Source organism: Streptomyces sp. NPDC005070 (assembly GCF_053600395.1).
The window spans coordinates 1-18,322 of sequence record NZ_JBSFZS010000056.1 but is presented as its reverse complement, the minus strand read 5'-3'; the positions used below and the strand labels follow the sequence as shown (position 1 = coordinate 18,322).

Here is an 18,322-nt window from a genome sequence, read left to right as displayed (position 1 = left end):
CGGCTCCCCCGAATGGTGACGGGAATTCCGGTCACAACACCTGTACTTTCTCGATCGTGCCCGCCTCGAAAAAGACCATTCGACGATCCTTGCTGATCACTTCAGCCACTCTGCTGACCGTTTCCCTCACCGCGCCCGCGTTCGCCGACACCGATGACGCGAGCCCGACGGCGAGCCCCGCCTCCTCCCCGTCGGCCACGCCCCCGGCGAACATGTCGAGCCTCGGCGGCGAGCGGCTCGGCCGGCCCGGCAACCAGGTGGACCTCGGCACCGGCGCCCCCGTGCTGCCTCCGGACATCACCGCCCGTTCCTGGATCGTCGCCGACGCGGAGTCCGGCGACGTCCTGGCCGCGCACAACGCGCACTGGCGGCTGCCTCCGGCGAGCACGCTGAAGATGCTGTTCGCCGACACGGTGCTGCCCAAGTTCCCGAGAAGCACCTCGCACAAGGTGGCCTCCTCCGAGCTGGCGGGCATCGGCGCGGGCTCCAGCGTGGTGGGCATAAAGGAGAACCAGACGTACACCGTCCACGACCTGTGGCTCGGTGTCTTCCTGAAGTCCGGCAACGACGCCGTCCACGTGCTGTCCGCGATGAACGGCGGCGTCCCCGAGACGGTCAAGGACATGCAGGCGCACGCGGACGACCTCCAGGCCCTCGACACGCACGTGGTGAGCCCGGACGGCTACGACGCCAGGGGCCAGGTGTCGTCCGCCTACGACCTGACGCTGTTCGCCCGTTCGGGGCTCCAGAAGAAGGACTTCCGGGAGTACTGCTCGACCGTGCGGGCCACCTTCCCGGGCACGACGGCCGGGAAGACGACCGGGAACAAGAAGGGCACGTCCGCCCGCGCGTCCTCGGAGATCCGGAACACCAACCGGCTGTTGTCCGGTGACAGCGACATCACCCCGTACCAGGGCATCGCGGGTGTGAAGAACGGCAACACCACCAACGCGGGCGCCACGTTCACGGGCGTCGCCGAGCGCGGCGGCAAGGTGCTGCTCGTCACGGTCATGAACCCGGAGAAGAAGGAGCACAACGAGGTCTACAAGGAGGCCGCGCAACTGCTCGACTGGGGCTTCCAGGCCGCGGACAAGGTCCAGCCGGTGGGCGAACTGGTCGCGCCCAAGGGCGTGGACACCACGGCCCAGCCGGGCGCGAACGCGTCGGACGGGTCGAGCCCCGGCACCGGCTCCGGCACGGGCACCGCGCACAGCTCCACGAAGCCGGTGGCGGCCTCCACCGCGGCGGCGAAGGGCGGTTCGAGCGGTATCGGTATCGCGCTCGGTCTGACGGGCGGTTTCCTCGCCCTGCTCGCGGCGGGCGTCTTCCTGGTCAACCGCCGCTGGCCGCTGCCGGACCTGATGCGCCGCCGCCGTTGACCGCCCGGGACTCGGGCGGTTTGGTCGCGCTCTTCGGATCCCCCGAGTCCCCCCGGTCCCCCGGGCCCGCCGGTTCGCCGTCGCCCGCCGGTTCGCCGTCGCCCGCCGGTTCGCCGTCTGCGGCCGCCTCCCGGTCCTGGCCCTCGCTGGGCGTCGCCGTCCAGGCGGCGGAGTACAGGAGCAGTTTCGAGGTGAAGTTGATCCACAGGAGCAGCGCGATCGGCACGCCGAAAGCCCCGTACATGCTCTTCGACGCCACCCCCCGCATGTAGCCGCTGAGCAGCAGCTTGAGCAGCTCGAACCCGACGGCGCCGATCAGCGCGGCGACGATCAGCCGGCGGCGCGGCGGCTCCACACCGGGCAGCAGGGTCAGCACGTACAGCAGGACCAGGAAGTCGGCGAGCACGGCCACCGCGAAGGCGACAGCCTGGAGAAGGGTGCTCCCCCAGCCGTTCTCGTCGAGGCCCACGTGCCGCGCGGACCAGCCCATCGCCGTGGAGGCGAGCGTGGAGACGGCGATGGTGAGGAGCACGGCGCCGCCGAGACCGACGAGGACTCCCCCGTCCTTGATCTTGCGCAGAAGCGGGTTCCCCTCGCTGTCGGGCAGCTCCCAGACCGCGCGCAGGCACTCCCGCATGGAGCCGACCCAGCCGATGCCGGTGACCAGCAGCAGAGCGCCCGCGACGAGCCCGATCGTGCCGGCGTTCTGCACGAGGCTGTTGATGTCTAGCTGGTCGGAGATGCCCGGCACCTGCTCGGCCAGCTTGTCCTGGAGGTCCTTCTGTTGCTGCGCGCTCAGCGTGGCGGCACCGACCGCCGCGGCCACGGTCAGCAGCGGGAACAGCGCCACGAAGCTGATGAAGGTCATCGCCGCGGCGAGCCGCGTCCACTTCACGCGGTCGAGCCGCTCGTACGACCGCCACGCGTGCGTCGCCATGAGGCGTACGACCCAAGGTCCCACGCCGGGAATCTTTTTCAGCCAGTCCATGATCCGACTCTGCCCTCGCCTCGGAAAACCAGTGACCGGGTACCCCAGAATCGCAGGACCGTGGCCAGCGCCATACCGACTCCCGCGCCGGAGACGATGTCCGCGCGCGGTGAGGTGAACCCGAGCCCGTAGTGACTGACGGCGAGGCACAGCAACTGCATCAGCGCGCCCGCGATGTTCACCGCGAGGAAGATCAGGTACCGCCGCGGGCTCCGCGCCGCCGCGTGCCGGTAGGTGCCGAGCGCGTTCCCGACGTACGCCACCGAGCAGCCCGCGAGGAAGGACACCGCCTTGGCCGTCAGAGGGTCGAGACCCGCCGGGCCACGGAGCCACACGAACAGGCCGAGGTCGGCCGCGTAGGCGAGGACCCCGACCGCCGCGAAGCCGAGGAGCTCCCGCAGGAACCGCCGCCGCGGGCGGGCCTCCTCGCGGGCCGTCACCCGTTCCGCGACGGCGGACGCCGAGGCGGCGGGCGCCCCGGAGTCCGCGCCGTGGCCGGCGAGGAGAGCGGGGCCGGGCCGGTCCTCGGTCACGCTCACCAGTTGGCCACGGCGAGTCCGTACATCGCCAGCCACACCAGACCGATGAGGGCGAGCGGACGGTCGCGCAGGACCACGTCCTCCGGCTCGCCCGCCGTGCCCCGGTCGGCGAAGACCGCGTAGCGCAGGACGGCCAGGATGAAGGCGACCATGGAGAGCTGACGCCACGGCAGCAGCCCGGTGCTCGGCACTCCGCCCTCCTCCAGGGCCCACAGGCAGTAGCCGAGGACGGAGACCCCGGCGGCGAGCTGCCAGACGAAACGCAGGTAGCCGGTCGTGTACTCGGTGAGCAGCGCGCGCGTGGCTCCCGCTGTGCCCGCCATCTGCACCGCTTCGGAGTAGCGCTTCGCCGAGACCATGAACAGCGCCCCGAAGCCGGTGGTGATGAGGAACCAGCGCGAGAGCGGGATGCCGAGGGCCAGACCGCCGATCATGGCCCGCATCAGGAACCCGGTCGTGACGACGACGAGGTCCACGACGAGCACGTGCTTGAGGCTCACGCAGTACGCGAGCTGCATGCCGAGGTACGCGGTCAGCAGCGCGCAGACGGCCGCCGGGCAGAACCAGGCGGCGGCCGCGGGCGCGAGGACCACGAGGGTGCCGCCGACGGCGTACGCGACCGGGACGGGGACCTGGCCCGCGGCCACCGGGCGGTGGCGCTTCACGGGATGGGCGCGGTCGGCGGTGGCGTCCCGGGCGTCGTTGATCAGATACACGGCGGCGGCGCAGGCCGTGAACAGCACGAAGACCACGGCGAGTTGAACGACCGCGTGCTGCGAGAAGAGCCGGCCGGCGGCGGCCGGGGCGGCCACGACGAGCATGTTCTTGACCCACTGGCGGGGGCGCGCGGTCCGGACGAGGCCGCGCAGCAGCCGGCTCAGGCTCCGCGGTGGCGGGGCCGGGGCCGAGGTGCGCTCCAGCAGCGCCGTGCGCTCAGTCACGGCCGGCCCCGATCCAGCGGGCGCCCAGTCCGGCCGCCGCGGCGCCGAGGGCCGCGCCGGCGGCGACGTCCGTGGGGTAGTGGACGCCCACGACGAGGCGCGAGAGGCACATCGCGGCGGCGAGCGGCGGGACGGCGTAGGCGCCGAGCGTGCCGTAGGCCACCGCCGCGGCGGTGGCGGAGGCCGCGTGGGAGCTGGGGAAGGAGTGCCGTCCGGCCGTGCGCGCCCGGGGCGCCACGTGCGTGGGACGCGGGCGGCGCACGATCCGTTTCACGCCCATGCTCGCGAGGTGCGCGCCGGCGGTGAGCGCCGTCGCGCGCAGCCACGCGCCGCGCCGATCGCGGTCGGCGGCCGCCCCGGCAAGCCCGGCGGCGAGCCACAGGGCGCCGTGCTCCCCGCTCCGGGACAGGGTGCGCGCGACGGCCGCGACGTGCGGATTCCCGCCGTACGCGTGGAGCACGGACAGCAGTCGGCGGTCCATGTCGCCCGGTGGACGGTCCACGCCGTCAAGCCGCCGATCCATCTCGTCACGGTCGTCAAGGTCGTCCATGTGAGGCCACTCTTCTAGGGAGCGGTCGCAGAACTACGGCAATCTTGGACGACATCCCATTAATCACCCATTTCGGTGAGGAGCCGGGAGCGGTGGGCAGATTGCCCCGTTGCGCACCCTCGGCGGCGCTACGGTCACGGTCATGCCTGCCGACTCCGTCTCCGTCACGGGTTGGGGCCGCACCGCTCCGACCACCGCCCGTCTGGTCCGTCCGCGCACCTACGGGGAGGCGGCGGCCGCCGTCCGGGAGTGCGGGGCCCGGGGAGGGATCGCCCGGGGGCTCGGACGGGCCTACGGCGACGCCGCGCAGAACGCGGGCGGGGCGGTGCTCGACATGACGGGCCTGGACCGGATCCACGCCATCGACGCGGGCGGCGGCACGGTCCTGTGCGACGCGGGGGTGTCCCTGCACCGGCTCATGGAGGTCCTGCTCCCCCTCGGCTGGTTCGTGCCCGTGACGCCGGGGACCCGCTATGTGACCGTGGGCGGCGCGATCGGCGCGGACATCCACGGCAAGAACCACCACGTGTCCGGCTCCTTCGCCCGTCACGTCCTGTCCTTCGAGCTGCTGACGGCGGACGGCGAGATCAGGACGGTCGGGCGCGGCACCCCCCTGTTCGACGCGACGGCGGGCGGCATGGGCCTGACCGGGGTGATCCTGACGGCGACCGTCCGCCTCCAGCCGGTGGAGAGCGGCCTGATGTCCGTCGACACCGAACGCACGGTGGACCTGGACGACCTGATGGCCCGCCTCACCGCCACCGACCACCGGTACCGCTACTCGGTGGCCTGGATCGACCTCCTCGCCCGCGGGGCGGGGACCGGACGCTCGGTGCTGACCCGCGGCGATCACGCTCCGCTGGACGCGCTGCCCCCGCGGGCCCGCAGACACCCGCTGGCGTTCCGCCCGTCGCGCCTGCCGGCCGCCCCCTCGTTCGTACCGGAAGGGCTCCTCGGGCGGACGACCGTGGGCCTCTTCAACGAACTCTGGTACCGCAAGGCACCCCGCGCGCGGACCGGCGAACTCCAGCCGATCCCGGCCTTCTTCCACCCCCTCGACGGGGTACCGCACTGGAACCGCGTCTACGGGCGCGGCGGCTTCGTGCAGTACCAGTTCGTCGTCGGACACGGCCGGGAGGAGACCCTGCGGCGCATCGTGCGGCGCATCTCCGAACGCCGCTGCCCGTCCTTCCTCGCCGTGCTGAAGCGCTTCGGAGAGGGCGATCCGGGCTGGCTGTCCTTCCCCGTGCCCGGCTGGACCCTGGCCCTGGACATCCCGGCGGGCCTGCCGGGCCTCGGCGCCTTCCTCGACGAGCTGGACGAGGAGGTGGCGGAGGCCGGAGGGCGCGTGTACCTCGCCAAGGACGCGCGGCTGCGGCCCGAACTGCTGGAAGCGATGTATCCGCGGCTCGGCGCGTTCCGTTCGCTGCGCCGGGAGCTGGACCCGCGGGGCGTCTTCACCTCGGACCTGTCCCGCCGCCTCGGCCTGTAGAGCGCCCCGCGCCGTTCCCGGCCCAGCCCCGCCCCGCGCCGTTCCCGGCCCAGCCTGTACCGCGCCGTTCCCGGCCCCGCCCCACGCCGTTCCCGGCCCGCGGAGCGCCCGGCCCCGCACGCCCCTCCGGTTCCCCGTCTTTAGGAGCTAGCTGTCATGAAGGACGCCTTCGGATTCCCCCAGTCCCTGCTGGTTCTCGGCGGCACGTCCGAGATCGCGCTGGCCACCGCGCGCCGGATGATCACCCGGCGCACCCGCACGGTGTGGCTCGCCGGACGGCCGACGCCCGCCCTGGAGGAGGCGGCCGAGCGGCTGCGCGGACTCGGCGCGGACGTCCGTACCCTCGCCTTCGACGCCCTCGATCCCGAGTCCCACGAGGCCGTGCTCGGCAAGGTCTTCGCCGAGGGCGACATCGACATGGTCCTGATGGCGTTCGGGGTGCTCGGCGACCAGGCCCTGGACGAGAAGGAGCCGGTCGCGGCGGTCCGGGTCGCGCAGACGAACTACACAGGCGCGGTGTCCTCGGGTCTGGTGTGCGCGCGGGCGCTGCAGACGCAGGGGCACGGCTCGCTGGTGGTGCTGTCCTCGGTCGCGGGCGAACGCGCCCGCCGCTCGAACTTCATCTACGGCTCCAGCAAGGCGGGCCTGGACGCCTTCGCGCAGGGCCTGGGGGACGCGCTGCACGGCACGGGCGCGCACGTCATGGTCGTACGCCCCGGATTCGTCCGTACGCGGATGACGGCCCATCTGCCCGAGGTCCCGCTGTCGACCACTCCGGAGGCGGTGGCCGCGGCGATCGAGCTGGGGCTGAGGCGGCGCTCCGAGACGGTGTGGGTGCCGGGGGCTCTCCGCATGGTCATGTCGGCACTGCGGCACACGCCGCGAGCGGTGTTCAGGCGGCTGCCGGTCTGAGGTACGCGCCGGTCAGAGCGCGGGAAGCGTGGTGTCCCGCTCGGGCGAGGTGGCCTGCGGGGGCACCACGGCGCTGCCGAAGGCGAACTCGCGGAGCTTGCGCCACACACCGTCGGCGCCCTGCTCGTAGAGCGCGAATCCGGCGCAGGGCCACGCGGCCTCGTAGTCGGAGAGCGCCTCGAAGGCACGGTCCATGGCCGCTTCGTCGATGCCGTGCGCCACGGTGACGTGCGGGTGGTACGGGAACTGCAGCTCGCGGGCGACGGGGCCCGAGGCATCCCGGACCTGCTTCTGGAGCCAGGTGCAGGCCTCGGCGCCCTCGGCGACGCGGACGTACACGACCGGTGACAGGGGGCGGAAGGTGCCCGTGCCGGACAGCCGCATCGGGAACGGGCGCCCGGCGGCCGCGACCTCGACGAGGTGCGTCTCGATCGCGGGCAGCGCTGATTCCTCGACCTCGGTCGGCGGCAGCAGGGTGACGTGCGTGGGAATGCAGCAAGCCGCGGGGTCGCCGAAGCCCGCGCGCCGCTCCTGGAGCAGGCTGCCGTGAGGCTCCGGGACCGCGATCGACACGCCGATCGTTACGGTCCCCACGTCGTCTCCTGTCGTTGTCGATGGTCAGGGCTGTTCGGTGGTGCTGCGCGCGGGAGGGGGCGATCGCTCCGCCCGCCCCGCTCTCGACTGTACGGCGGTATGACCCGCAATCGGCCGTCGTAAGAGTGTCGCGCTCGTCTCGTACTGACTGCCGAAGGTGGTGTGGTACGGGCCGTGCCGCGCGGGGCCGGGGCACGGCCCCGCCTTCGGCGGCGGCCTCGGCCGTCAGTGCTTGGCGGGCAGGAATCCGACCCGCTCGTACGCCTGCGAGAGCGTCTCCGCGGCGACGGCGCGCGCCTTCTCCGCACCCTTGGCCAGGATCGAGTCGAGCGTCTCGGGGTCGTCCAGATACTGCTGGGTGCGCTCCCGGAACGGCGTCACGAAGTCGACCATGACCTGGGCGAGGTCCGTCTTGAGCGCGCCGTACATCTTGCCCTCGTACTCCTGCTCCAGCGCGGCGATCGACGTGCCGGTGAGGGTGGAGTAGATGGTGAGGAGATTGCTGATGCCCGGCTTGTCCTCCGTGTCGTACCGGATGACGGTGTCCGTGTCCGTGACGGCGCTCTTGACCTTCTTGGCGGTCACCTTCGGGTCGTCGAGCAGGTTGATGAGCCCCTTCGGCGTCGACGCCGACTTGCTCATCTTGATCGACGGGTCCTGGAGATCGAAGATCTTCGCCGTCTCCTTGAGGATGTACGGCTTCGGAATCCTGAACGTGTCGCCGAAGCGGCCGTTGAAGCGCTCGGCGAGGTCACGCGTCAGCTCGATGTGCTGGCGCTGGTCCTCGCCGACCGGGACCTCGTGGGCCTGGTACAGCAGGATGTCCGCCACCTGGAGGACCGGGTACGTGAAGAGGCCGACGCTCGCGCGGTCGGCGCCCTGCTTGGCGGACTTGTCCTTGAACTGGGTCATGCGGGAGGCCTCGCCGAAGCCGGTGAGGCAGTTCATGACCCAGGCGAGCTGCGCGTGCTCGGGGACGTGGCTCTGGACGAACAGCGTGCAGCGCTCGGGATCGAGACCGGCGGCGAGGAGCTGCGCCGCGGCGAGCCGGGTGTTGGCCCGCAGGTCCGCGGGGTCCTGCGGAATCGTGATCGCGTGCAGGTCGACGACCATGTAGAACGCGTCGTGGGACTCCTGGAGCGCCACCCACTGACGGACGGCGCCGAGGTAGTTGCCGAGGTGGAACGAGCCTGCCGTGGGCTGGATTCCGGAGAGCACGCGAGGACTGTCAGAGGCCATGTTCACCATTCTCTCAGGTACCGGCGCCCGCTCCGGAACTGGCCGGAAAGAGATGCGACTCGGGTGCGTCGGCGCCGCGGTTCCGGGAACCGCGCCCTCCGAGCCTCCGGCTCACCGGCACAGACGGTGACCATTTCGCTCACCTGAGCGGGATTCGAACACCCACCGTCATGGAAGTGCAACGGTGAGGTGACGTTCCGCCTGGAGGGGGTGCTTTCGGCGTCACGGGCGCTTAACAATGCCGATCCGCCCAGGTAGCCGGATTCGGCAGGGCGGAGCGCTGCTCGGACGTCGTCGTCGAGGGGAACCCCGGCGGGTCCGTCGGCGTACCCAGAAATTGGCACAACGGTGTGCGGGCCGGCTCTGCGTCGGCCGGTTGGGGGTTCCATGCGCGGGCTTCGTGGACTGGTCACGGTGGTGGGGGCGTTGGGGGCGACCGCCGCGGTGGTGGTGTCGGCGGCGCCGTCCGCCCTGGCCGGCCCGGCGGCGAGCGGGCCGGTGGCCGCACCGGCGGTCCGGGAGAGCGCCGAGAACGCCGCGCAGCGCCCCTCGGGCGACAGCCCGGACATCGTCCTGACCATCGCCGGTGACACGGGACGGACGACCACCCTGCACAGCGGCGATCCGGATTTCGGACTGCTGTGGCGGCTGCTGTCACCCCGGTACACGGGGCCGAAGAAGACGCCCGACGAGTGGGCGGACGGCCACCTTCCCGGTCCTGAGGTCACGGTGATCTGGGGGGTCACGGGTCCCGGGGGTGACGTCGCCATCGAGCGCCAGGACCAGGTGTTCCTCACCGCCGACGGCGCGCCGTGGGTGCGGTCGGATCTGGCTCCCGACATGGTGGGCGGCGACTTCCGCTGGCACCGGGCGCCGCTCTCGGTGTTCGACCAGCTCGCGCGGGAGGAAAGACTGTTCGGCTCCGGGGCGGCCGCGTCCTCCGTCCGGGTGGAGCCGGACCCGGCGGCGTGGGCACTGCCCGGACTCGCCGCGGGCCTGGCCCTCGGCGCCGGGGCCACGTGGTTCGTCCGCCGCGCGACGGCCCGCCGAGTGAACGCCGAACCGCTGCCGGAGCCGGTCCAGGAGCTGGTCGAGGTCTAGGACGGGCCGGTCCGCGGTCCGGGGCCGGAGGGATCCGGCCCCGGTGCGGTGCGTCAGCCCAGGTCGATCTCCGGGTAGAGCGGGAAGCCGGTGAGCAGGTCGCTCGCGCGGTGGGCGATCTCGTCGGAGATCTTCGCGTCCAGCACGTGCTGGGCCTTGGAGGGCGCGCCCTTGGCGGTGGTGCCCGCCTCCGTGGTGGTCAGGACGCGGTCGATCAGACCGGCGATCTCGTCCATCTCGGTGGCGCCGAGCCCGCGGGTGGTCAGCGCGGGGGTGCCGATGCGGATGCCGGAGGTGTACCAGGCGCCGTTCGGGTCGGCGGGGATGGCGTTGCGGTTGGTGACGATGCCCGAGTCGAGCAGCGCGGACTCGGCCTGGCGGCCGGTCAGTTCGTAGGAGGTGGCGACGTCGATGAGGTTGAGGTGGTTGTCGGTGCCGCCGGTGACCAGCGTGGCGCCGCGGCGCATCAGCCCCTCGGCCAGGGCACGGGAGTTGTCGACGACGGCCTGGGCGTAGTCGCGGAACTCGGGGCGGCGGGCCTCGGCGAGCGCGACGGCCTTGGCGGCCATGACGTGGGGCAGCGGGCCGCCGAGCACCATCGGGCAGCCGCGGTCGACCTGTTCGGCGAGGGTCTCGTCGCACAGGACCATGCCGCCGCGCGGGCCGCGGAGCGACTTGTGCGTGGTGGTGGTGACGATCTGGGCGTGCGGGACCGGGTCGAAGTCGCCGGTGAGGACCTTGCCCGCGACGAGGCCGGCGAAGTGCGCCATGTCGACCATGAGCGTGGCGCCGACCTCGTCGGCGATCTCGCGCATGATCCGGAAGTTCACCAGGCGGGGGTAGGCGGAGTATCCGGCGACGATGATGAGCGGCTTGAACTCGCGGGCGGAGACGCGCAGGGCCTCGTAGTCGATGAGGCCGGTGGCGGGGTCGGTGCCGTACGAGCGCTGGTCGAACATCTTGCCGCTGATGTTGGGCCTGAAGCCGTGGGTGAGGTGGCCGCCGGCGTCCAGGGACATGCCGAGCATGCGCTGGTTGCCGAAGGCCTGGCGCAGTTCGGCCCAGTCGGCCTCGGAGAGGTCGTTGACGTTGCGGACGCCGGCCTGGGCGAGGGCCGGGGCCTCCACGCGGGCGGCGAGGACGGCCCAGAAGGCGACGAGGTTCGCGTCGATGCCGGAGTGCGGCTGGGCGTAGGCGTGCTCGGCGCCGAAGAGTTCGCGGGCGTGCTCGGCGGCGAGGGCCTCGACGGTGTCGACGTTGCGGCAGCCGGCGTAGAAGCGGCGCCCGACGGTGCCCTCGGCGTACTTGTCGCTGAACCAGTTGCCCATGGCCAGGAGGGTGGCCGGGGAGGCGTAGTTCTCGGACGCGATCAGTTTGAGCATGTCGCGCTGGTCGGCGATCTCCTGGCCGATGGCGTCGGCGACGCGGGGCTCCACGGCCCGGATCACGTCGAGGGCGCTGCGGAAGGCGGTGGACTCGGTGGAAAGGGGCTCTGGCATGACGGCCTCCGGACGTTGCGTTCAGCGTTCACGGGTCGGCCCAGGCGCACGGCACTCGGTTGCCACGACTCCTCGCCCGGACACTCCGGGCTCCTCCAGGCGGCCTGCCGCTCCGTCCGGAGGTCCGGGATCGCCCCGGGAAAGCCTCAGCGCGGGTGCCGCTCCCCGATGGTCGGTCCCATCCCAGCGCGCCAGTCACGGCCCCGCCGGTCAGACTACCGGGCGCGCCGGATCACGGGGGTCCCCGTTCCACCATGCGAGCGACGATAGGAAATAGGCCAGAAACCCGCCCCCGCGCGGACGCCACGCGTCCGGGCCCGGGGAGAACGCGCCGTGCGGCACGCCGGAAGGGACCGCGCCTCTCCCCCGTGCCGCTCGACAGAGAACGGAGATCCCGTGACCACCATGGATGCCAGGGAGACGACGGAGGCGTTCATCGCCTCGGCCGACGCGCACAGCGCGCACAACTACCACCCGCTGCCCGTCGTCGTGGCGACGGCGGACGGGGCCTGGATGACGGACGTCGAGGGGCGCCGCTTCCTCGACATGCTGGCCGGATACTCGGCGCTGAATTTCGGCCACGGCAACCGGCGGCTGATCGAGGCGGCCAAGGCGCAACTGGACCGGGTGACGCTGACGTCGCGGGCGTTCCACCACGACCGGTTCGCGGACTTCTGCCGGGAACTGGCCGAACTGTGCGGCATGGAGATGGTGCTGCCGATGAACACCGGCGCGGAGGCGGTGGAGACGGCGGTGAAGACGGCCAGAAAGTGGGGGTACCGGGTCAAGGGCGTCCCGGCCGAGATGGCGAAGATCGTGGTCGCGGGCAACAACTTCCACGGGCGTACGACGACGGTCATCAGCTTCTCGACGGACCCGGAGGCCCGGGCGGACTTCGGCCCGTACACACCGGGCTTCGAGATCGTGCCGTACGGGGACCTGACGGCCCTGCGGGCGGCGGTCACGGAGAACACGGTGGCCGTGCTGCTGGAACCGATCCAGGGCGAGGCGGGGGTGCTGGTGCCGCCGGCCGGATATCTGCCGGCCGTGCGGGAGCTGACGCGGGAGCGGAACGTGCTGTTCGTCGCGGACGAGATCCAGTCGGGTCTGGGACGGACCGGCCGTACGTTCGCGTGCGAGCACGAGGGCGTGGTGCCGGACATGTACGTCCTCGGGAAGGCGCTCGGCGGCGGGGTCGTACCGGTGTCGGCGGTGGTGTCGAGCGCGGAGGTGCTCGGGGTGTTCCGGCCAGGGGAGCACGGGTCGACCTTCGGCGGGAATCCGCTGGCGTGCGCGGTGGCGCTGGAGGTGATCGCGATGCTGCGGTCGGGCGAGTACCAGCGGCGGGCGACCACGCTCGGCGAGCGGCTGCACCGTGAACTGGGCCTGTTGAAGGACTCCGGTCATGTCACGGCGGTGCGCGGGCGCGGTCTGTGGGCGGGCGTCGACATCGCCCCCGCCCATGGCACGGGCCGGGAGATCTCGGAGAGGCTGATGGAGCGGGGCGTCCTCGTCAAGGACACCCACGGCGTCACCGTCCGGATCGCCCCGCCTCTGGTCATCACCGAGGAGGACCTGGACTGGGGCCTGGCCCAGCTCCGGGCCGTACTCGGCGCGTAGGAACCCGGGCCCGGGAGGACCCGCGCAGGGACCCGGGCCCGGGTCCCTGCGAACCGCCCTAGAGGATCACGTGGGGCAGGAAGCGGGCGTACTCGTCCGTGATCAGGCCGGAGGACTCCCGGATGCCGAGGCCCGCCGACTCGTCCTCGACGACCCAGGCGCCGAGGACGACACGGTTGCCGTCGAAGTCCGGGAGCGGCGCCAGCTCCTGGTAGCAGCAGGCCTCTTCGCGTACGACGGGCGCGGCGCCGGGTTCGTGGATCGTCACCCCGGCGCCCTCGCGGCCGAGCAGGGCCTTGGCGACGTAGCCGTTCGTGCGGGCCAGCTCGCGGGGGCCGTCGAGGTAGGCGGGGAGCAGGTTCGGATGGTCCGGGTAGAGCTCCCAGAGGACGGCGAGGAGCGCCTTGTTGGAGAGGAGCATCTTCCAGGCGGGCTCGATCCACAGGGTCGTACCGGTGCCGCCGCCGTTGTCGAGGGTGTCCAGGACATGGTCGGCGAACGCGTCGGAGGTCAGCCACTCCCAGGGATAGAGCTTGAAGCAGCTCCGGATGAACGCGAGCCGGTTGTCGACGAAGCGGCCGGAGAGCGGGTCCCAGCCGATCTCCTCCATGGAGATCCAGTCCGTGTCGAGTCCCGCCTGCTCCGCGGTCTCCTTCAGGTAGGCGACCGTCATCAGGTCCTCGCCGAGTTCGTCCTCGGCGGAGTGCGCGAAGTAGAGCGGGCCGCCCGGCGGCAGGAGCGCGCCCTGCTTCTTCCAGGCCGCGACGAGGCGTTCGTGGAGGGAGTTCCACTGGTCGGCGCCGGGGAAGCGGTCCTCCATCCAGAACCACTGCGGGCTCGCGGCCTCCACCAGTGAGGTCGGCGTGTCGGCGTTGTACTCCAGGAGCTTCGCCGGGCCCGTTCCGTCGTAGCGGAGGTCGAAGCGGCCGTAGACCGAAGGGAGTTCGGCGCGCCGGTGCCAGGCCTCGGCGACGGCCGCCGCGACCCGGGGATCGTCGATGCCGAGGTCGGCGAAGCGTCCCCGCTCGACGATGTGGCCGGCCGCCGTCAGGCACATGGTGTGCAGTTCCTCGACAGCCTCCTCCAGCGCCTCCACCTCGGGCAGCGAGAAGGCGTAGTAGGCGCTCTCGTCCCAGTACGGACGCAGGGAGTCGTCGGGGTGACGGGTGAGCGGGTAGATCAGCCCCTGCCGCTCGACGGTCTGCTGCCAGCCGGGACGGGGGGTGATGGTGCGGCGTTCCATGGGGTGTGTGGGTTCTCCGTCTCGGCGGGTGGGTCGGGTGCCGGAGCTCTCGCTCCGGCGGGCGGGCGCGGATCAGCCGCCGGAGCTGCCCTTGCCGCCGCCGAAACCGCCGCGGTGGACGCCGCTGCCGCCCGAGCCCCCGGAGCCGCCGGAGCCCTTGGGCTTGACGAAGGAGCCGCCCTCGACCCGACTGCTCTTCTTGCTGCCGCCGTAGTACCAGCCGGTGTGGTACGAACCCGAGGAGGACGTGCAGTACTTGTCCGCGACGACCTCGTAGCCCTTGGCCGCGCGGTAGCTGTCGCGGTCGACGCAGCGCTTGTCGGGGTCCGAGGAGCAGGCGGTGAGCGTCGCCGCGAGAAGTCCCATGCCGCCGAGGACGACCGTGCCCGAGCGCAGTTGACGTCGTATGTTTGCCATGTTCGTTCCCCCGTTTGTTCTCTGTGGTTCGTTTTCTGATCGAAGAGGACAGATTAGAGATCCCGCACACGGCGAGTCCACGACGGCCCCGGGCAACGCGGCGTCCCCTACAGTCGCTTCGTGCTCTTTGGAATGATCTGCGCCCTCGGCGCCTCGGTCTGTTTCGGTACGGCGACGGTTCTGCAGGCCATGGCGGCACGGGCCGCGGGCGAGGGCGGGACGGGCGGCGGCGCCGGCGGCGCGGCCGTCCTGCTGCTGCGGGCGCTGCGCCAGTGGCGCTACCTGGCGGGACTGGGCCTCGACGGGGTCGGATTCGTGCTGCAGATCCTCGCGCTGCGGTCGCTTCCGATCTACGCGGTCGGCGCGGCCCTCGCGGCGAGCCTGGCCGTCACCGCCGTGGTCGCCTCGCGGCTGCTCCATGTACGGCTGAGCCGGGTCGAGTGGGCCGCGGTGGCGGTGGTGTGCGGCGGACTCGCGATGCTGGGGCTGGCCTCCGGGCCGGAGGGGGACCGGACGGGGTCCCTGGCACTGAAGTACGCGATGCTCGGGACGTCCGTCGCCGTCCTGCTGCTGGCGCTCGTCGGCGGACGGCTGCCCGACCGGGGGCGGGCGCTCGCGCTGGGCCTCGGGTCGGGGTTCGGGTTCGGCGTGGTCGAGGTGGCGGTACGGCTGATCGCCGACCTCGATCCGGGGACGCTCCTGGCCAATCCGGCGACGTACGCGCTGCTGATCGGTGGCGGCGCCGCGTTCCTGCTGCTCACCACGGCCCTGGAACGGGGTTCGGTGACCACGGCCACCGCCGGTCTGGTCATCGGGGAGACCATCGGGCCCGCGCTGGTCGGCGTGGTGTGGCTGGGCGACCGCACCCGCGAGGGGCTGACCTGGCTGGCGGTTCTCGGCTTCGCGGTGGCGGTGGCGGGGGCTCTGGCGCTGGCGCGGTTCGGCGAGGCACCGGCCAAGGAGCCGTCCGCGCCGGCGTCCTCGTGAACCTCGTGGCCGCCGTGCGCTCCGGTGAACCCGTTCGAGCGCACGGCCCCTTCAGGGAAGCGCCCGGCACAGTGCGTCCAGGGCGCCCGACCAGGCGTGGTCCGGCGGGGTGCCGTAACCGACGACCAGCGCGTCCCGGTGCGGGACGAGCGCGTCCGGATGGCGGTGGTGGGCGAGGCCGTGCACGGCCAGGCCCTGGAAGGCGGCGGCCTGGACCACGGACCCCTCGGTGCCCGGCGGGAGCCGGAGCACGGCGTGCAGCCCGGCCGCGATGCCGGTGGCGTGCACGTCGGGCGCACGGGTGGCGAGCGCCGCGACGAGGGCGTCCCGGCGGCGCCGGTAGCGCAGCCGGGCGGAACGGACGTGCCGGTCGTAGGCGCCGGAGGTGATGAACTCCGCCAGGGTGAGCTGGTCAAGGACCCCGGTGGACCAGCCGCCCTCCCCCTTCAGGGAGACGACCTCGTCCACGAGCGACGGCGGCAGCACGAGCCAGCCGAGGCGCAGCGCGGGTGCCAGGGACTTGCTGGCGGTGCCCAGATGGACCACGTGCTCGGGGTCGAGGCCCTGCAACGCGCCGACGGGCTGCCGGTCGTAGCGGAACTCGCCGTCGTAGTCGTCGTCCAGGACGAGGCCGCCGGTACGGCGCGCCCAGGCGACGACGGCGGCCCGTCGGTCCGGGTGCAGGGGCAGGCCCATCGGGAACTGGTGGGCGGGGGTGAGGAGTGCGGCCCGCACGCCCGCCATGTCCCGTGTGTCGGTGCCGAGTTCGTCGAACGGCAGGGGGGTCGTGCGCAGGCCCGACCGGTGCAGGAGGTTCCAGTGCACGTCGAGCCCGTACGACTCCACGGCGATCGAGCGGAGCCCCCGCCGCCGCAGGATCGCGCCGAGCAGTGTGAGGCCGTCCGAGAAGCCGGAACAGACCACGATGCGCTCCGGGTCGGCGCGGACGCCCCGGGCGCGGGAGAGATAACCCGCGAGGGCGGTGCGCAGTTCGGGGCGGCCGCGCGGATCGCCGTAGCCGAGGGCCTCGTGCGGGGCGCCGGCCAGGGCGCGGCGGGCCGCCTTGAGCCAGGCGGCGCGCGGGAAGGACGCGAGGTCGGGGCGGCCGGGGACGAGGTCGTAGGCGGGACGGGTCTGCTCGCGGCGGCGCGGCGCGGCCTGCGGCCCCGGTCGTACGACGCTCCGCTCGGCGACGCGTGTGCCCGAGCCCTGGCGTGCGGTGAGCCAGCCCTCGGCGACGAGGTCGGCGTAGGACTCGGCGACCGTGTTGCGGGCGATGCCCAGGTCGGCGGCGAGGGAGCGGGAGGACGGGAGCCGGGTCCCGGGGGCCAGCCGGCCGCCCCGGACGGCCTCGCGCAGCGCCTCCGTCAGCCCCCTGCGGATGCCGGACCCAGTCGGCTCGACATGGAGGTCGACACCCAGAGTGGCCCATGTTTTCCCCATGGGAATGGACCATACTCCTGGGCTACTCCCCTCGTAGGGTCGATCGCATGACGACGCAGGACACGACCACGCAGCCCACCACGACCCCCACGCCCCCCGCCGGCTCCTCCCTCCCGGCCCCCGCCGGGACCGCACCGTACGCACCCGAGCACTCCCCCCGGCTGCCCTGGGCCGAGCTCGCCCCCGACGTCTACAAGGCGATGGTCAGGCTCGACGCGGCGGCCCGGCGCGGGGTGGACCCCACGCTCCTCGAACTGGTGAAGATCCGCGCCTCGCAGCTCAACCACTGCGCGTTCTGCCTGGACATGCACACCAAGGACGCGCTCGCGGCGGGCGAGAGCGTGGAGCGGATCATCCAGCTCGGCGCGTGGGAGGAGTCGCGGCACTTCTACACGGAGAAGGAGATCGCGGCGATCGAGCTGACCGAGGCCGTCACGGTCATCACGGACGGTTTCGTCCCGGACGAGGTGTACGAGCGCGCGGCCCGGCACTTCGAGGACGCCGATCTGGTCCAGCTCATCGCCTCGATCACGATGATCAACGCCTGGAACCGGTTCGCCGTGACCTGCCGCATGGTGCCGGGCCACTACCGGCCGGGCGGGCACAAGTGACGACCCGGCCGGCCGTGGGCGGGGAGCACGCGGCGCCGGACGGGGCCGAGCGGTTCCGGGCGCTGCACCACGGACGCGTGCCGGGCGACCCGCTGGTGCTGCCCGGGCCCTGGGACGCGGCGAGCGCCCGGGTGTTCGCGGACGAGGGGTTCCCCGCGCTCGCCACGCCCAGCGCCGGCGTGGCCGCGTCGCTGGGGTACGCGGACGGGGAGACACCCGCCGCGGAGATGTTCGCCGCCGTCGCCCGGATCGCCCGGGCGGTCGACGTGCCGGTGTCGGCGGACGTCGAGGGCGGCTACGGGCTGGCGCCCCGGGAGCTGGTGGAGCGGTTGCTGGAGGCGGGGGTTGTGGGCTGCAACCTTGAGGACTCCGAGGGCGGGGTCCTCAAGGACGCGGCCCGGCACGCCGACTGGCTGGCCGAGGTGCGGAGCGCGGCGGCCGACCTGCTGTTCATGAACGCCCGTGTCGACGTCTTCGCGTACGGGGACGGGGATCCCGGGCAGGCCATCGGGCGGGCCGCGCTGTACGTCGCGGCGGGTGCGGACTGCGTGTATCCGATCGGGGCTCCGGCCGAGGTGCTTCCGCTGCTGCGGTCCGGCATCCAGGGGCCCCTGAGCGCTTTCGCCCGCCTCGACGGGGCGTCCCCCGCCGAACTGGGTGAACTGGGCGCCACACGCGTCACGTTCGGCCCCGGCCTGCAGCGCCGGGCGACGGAGGCGCTGGCCGGCATCGCGGCGAAGCTGCGCTAGCCGCTACCGGCGGGGGGC

The 18,322-nt window shown here is 72.6% G+C and carries 18 protein-coding genes; 8 read left to right on the top strand and 10 right to left on the bottom strand.

Features of this window, described 5'->3' with window-relative positions; genetic code table 11:
- Positions 1 to 56: 56 nt before the first annotated feature.
- On the top strand, positions 57 to 1,379 hold the full coding sequence (locus tag ACWEBX_RS20325) for a D-alanyl-D-alanine carboxypeptidase family protein (protein ID WP_451886224.1): 1,323 nt from the start codon (positions 57 to 59) through the stop codon (positions 1,377 to 1,379).
- On the opposite strand, the gene ACWEBX_RS20320 is transcribed toward ACWEBX_RS20325, so the two are convergent.
- From ACWEBX_RS20320 to ACWEBX_RS20305, 4 genes are all read right to left on the bottom strand, one after another.
- Positions 1,333 to 2,367, bottom strand: a complete 1,035-nt coding sequence (locus tag ACWEBX_RS20320) for a YihY/virulence factor BrkB family protein (protein WP_451886223.1) — start codon at positions 2,365 to 2,367, stop codon at positions 1,333 to 1,335. The genes ACWEBX_RS20325 and ACWEBX_RS20320 overlap by 47 nt on opposite strands.
- Positions 2,355 to 2,807, bottom strand: coding sequence for a GtrA family protein (locus tag ACWEBX_RS20315; protein ID WP_451886249.1), 453 nt, complete (start codon positions 2,805 to 2,807; stop codon positions 2,355 to 2,357). Before ACWEBX_RS20315 ends, ACWEBX_RS20320 begins: the two co-directional genes overlap by 13 nt.
- A gap of 95 nt (positions 2,808 to 2,902) precedes the next feature.
- Entirely contained in the window at positions 2,903 to 3,847 is a 945-nt protein-coding gene (locus tag ACWEBX_RS20310) for a decaprenyl-phosphate phosphoribosyltransferase (protein WP_451886222.1), read from the bottom strand.
- A complete protein-coding gene (locus ACWEBX_RS20305; RefSeq protein WP_451886248.1) occupies positions 3,840 to 4,370 on the bottom strand; it encodes a phosphatase PAP2 family protein in 531 nt (176 codons plus the stop codon). Before ACWEBX_RS20305 ends, ACWEBX_RS20310 begins: the two co-directional genes overlap by 8 nt.
- A 169-nt stretch (positions 4,371 to 4,539) precedes the next feature.
- On the opposite strand from ACWEBX_RS20305, the gene ACWEBX_RS20300 reads away from it, so the two are divergent.
- Positions 4,540 to 5,889 carry an FAD-binding protein gene (locus ACWEBX_RS20300; RefSeq protein ID WP_451886221.1) on the top strand — a complete coding sequence of 450 codons (1,350 nt, stop codon included), beginning with the start codon at positions 4,540 to 4,542 and terminating at the stop codon, positions 5,887 to 5,889.
- A 156-nt stretch (positions 5,890 to 6,045) separates the two neighbouring features.
- Positions 6,046 to 6,801: a decaprenylphospho-beta-D-erythro-pentofuranosid-2-ulose 2-reductase gene (locus ACWEBX_RS20295; RefSeq protein ID WP_451886220.1), complete on the top strand. Its 756-nt coding sequence runs from the start codon at positions 6,046 to 6,048 to the stop codon at positions 6,799 to 6,801.
- A 12-nt stretch (positions 6,802 to 6,813) separates the two neighbouring features.
- On the opposite strand, the gene ACWEBX_RS20290 is transcribed toward ACWEBX_RS20295, so the two are convergent.
- Both ACWEBX_RS20290 and trpS read right to left on the bottom strand, forming a co-directional pair.
- Positions 6,814 to 7,395 carry a 2'-5' RNA ligase family protein gene (locus ACWEBX_RS20290; protein ID WP_451886219.1) on the bottom strand — a complete coding sequence of 194 codons (582 nt, stop codon included), beginning with the start codon at positions 7,393 to 7,395 and terminating at the stop codon, positions 6,814 to 6,816.
- Positions 7,396 to 7,620: 225 nt separating this feature from the next.
- Positions 7,621 to 8,634, bottom strand: coding sequence for a tryptophan--tRNA ligase (gene trpS, locus ACWEBX_RS20285; protein ID WP_451886218.1), 1,014 nt, complete (start codon positions 8,632 to 8,634; stop codon positions 7,621 to 7,623).
- Positions 8,635 to 9,021: 387 nt separating this feature from the next.
- Here trpS and ACWEBX_RS20280 point away from each other — a divergent pair, with 387 nt between their 5' ends.
- Positions 9,022 to 9,735 carry a hypothetical protein gene (locus ACWEBX_RS20280; RefSeq protein ID WP_451886217.1) on the top strand — a complete coding sequence of 238 codons (714 nt, stop codon included), beginning with the start codon at positions 9,022 to 9,024 and terminating at the stop codon, positions 9,733 to 9,735.
- A 53-nt stretch (positions 9,736 to 9,788) separates the two neighbouring features.
- Here the strand turns inward: ACWEBX_RS20280 and ACWEBX_RS20275 are convergent, their stop codons facing one another.
- Positions 9,789 to 11,234 (bottom strand): glycine hydroxymethyltransferase, encoded by a 1,446-nt coding sequence (locus ACWEBX_RS20275; RefSeq protein ID WP_451886216.1) that lies wholly within the window; start codon positions 11,232 to 11,234, stop codon positions 9,789 to 9,791.
- Positions 11,235 to 11,639: 405 nt separating this feature from the next.
- On the opposite strand from ACWEBX_RS20275, the gene rocD reads away from it, so the two are divergent.
- Positions 11,640 to 12,854 (top strand): ornithine--oxo-acid transaminase, encoded by a 1,215-nt coding sequence (gene rocD / locus ACWEBX_RS20270; protein WP_451886247.1) that lies wholly within the window; start codon positions 11,640 to 11,642, stop codon positions 12,852 to 12,854.
- Positions 12,855 to 12,912: 58 nt separating this feature from the next.
- Here the strand turns inward: rocD and ACWEBX_RS20265 are convergent, their stop codons facing one another.
- Both ACWEBX_RS20265 and ACWEBX_RS20260 read right to left on the bottom strand, forming a co-directional pair.
- Positions 12,913 to 14,097 carry a glutathionylspermidine synthase family protein gene (locus ACWEBX_RS20265; protein ID WP_451886215.1) on the bottom strand — a complete coding sequence of 395 codons (1,185 nt, stop codon included), beginning with the start codon at positions 14,095 to 14,097 and terminating at the stop codon, positions 12,913 to 12,915.
- Between the two features lie 72 nt (positions 14,098 to 14,169).
- The gene (locus ACWEBX_RS20260; protein WP_451886214.1) at positions 14,170 to 14,514 is read right to left on the bottom strand and encodes a hypothetical protein; all 345 of its coding nucleotides are present in this window, start codon (positions 14,512 to 14,514) and stop codon (positions 14,170 to 14,172) included.
- A 132-nt stretch (positions 14,515 to 14,646) separates the two neighbouring features.
- Between ACWEBX_RS20260 and ACWEBX_RS20255 the strand changes: the two genes are divergently transcribed.
- Positions 14,647 to 15,501 (top strand): DMT family protein, encoded by an 855-nt coding sequence (locus tag ACWEBX_RS20255; protein ID WP_384793516.1) that lies wholly within the window; start codon positions 14,647 to 14,649, stop codon positions 15,499 to 15,501.
- Between the two features lie 51 nt (positions 15,502 to 15,552).
- On the opposite strand, the gene pdxR is transcribed toward ACWEBX_RS20255, so the two are convergent.
- Positions 15,553 to 16,944, bottom strand: coding sequence for a MocR-like pyridoxine biosynthesis transcription factor PdxR (gene pdxR, locus ACWEBX_RS20250; protein ID WP_451886213.1), 1,392 nt, complete (start codon positions 16,942 to 16,944; stop codon positions 15,553 to 15,555).
- Positions 16,945 to 16,991: 47 nt separating this feature from the next.
- Between pdxR and ACWEBX_RS20245 the strand changes: the two genes are divergently transcribed.
- Both ACWEBX_RS20245 and ACWEBX_RS20240 read left to right on the top strand, forming a co-directional pair.
- Positions 16,992 to 17,555 (top strand): carboxymuconolactone decarboxylase family protein, encoded by a 564-nt coding sequence (locus tag ACWEBX_RS20245; protein WP_451886212.1) that lies wholly within the window; start codon positions 16,992 to 16,994, stop codon positions 17,553 to 17,555.
- Complete coding sequence (locus ACWEBX_RS20240; protein ID WP_451886211.1) at positions 17,552 to 18,304, top strand: isocitrate lyase/PEP mutase family protein; 753 nt, start codon at positions 17,552 to 17,554, stop codon at positions 18,302 to 18,304. Before ACWEBX_RS20245 ends, ACWEBX_RS20240 begins: the two co-directional genes overlap by 4 nt.
- The last annotated feature ends 18 nt before the right edge of the window (positions 18,305 to 18,322 follow it).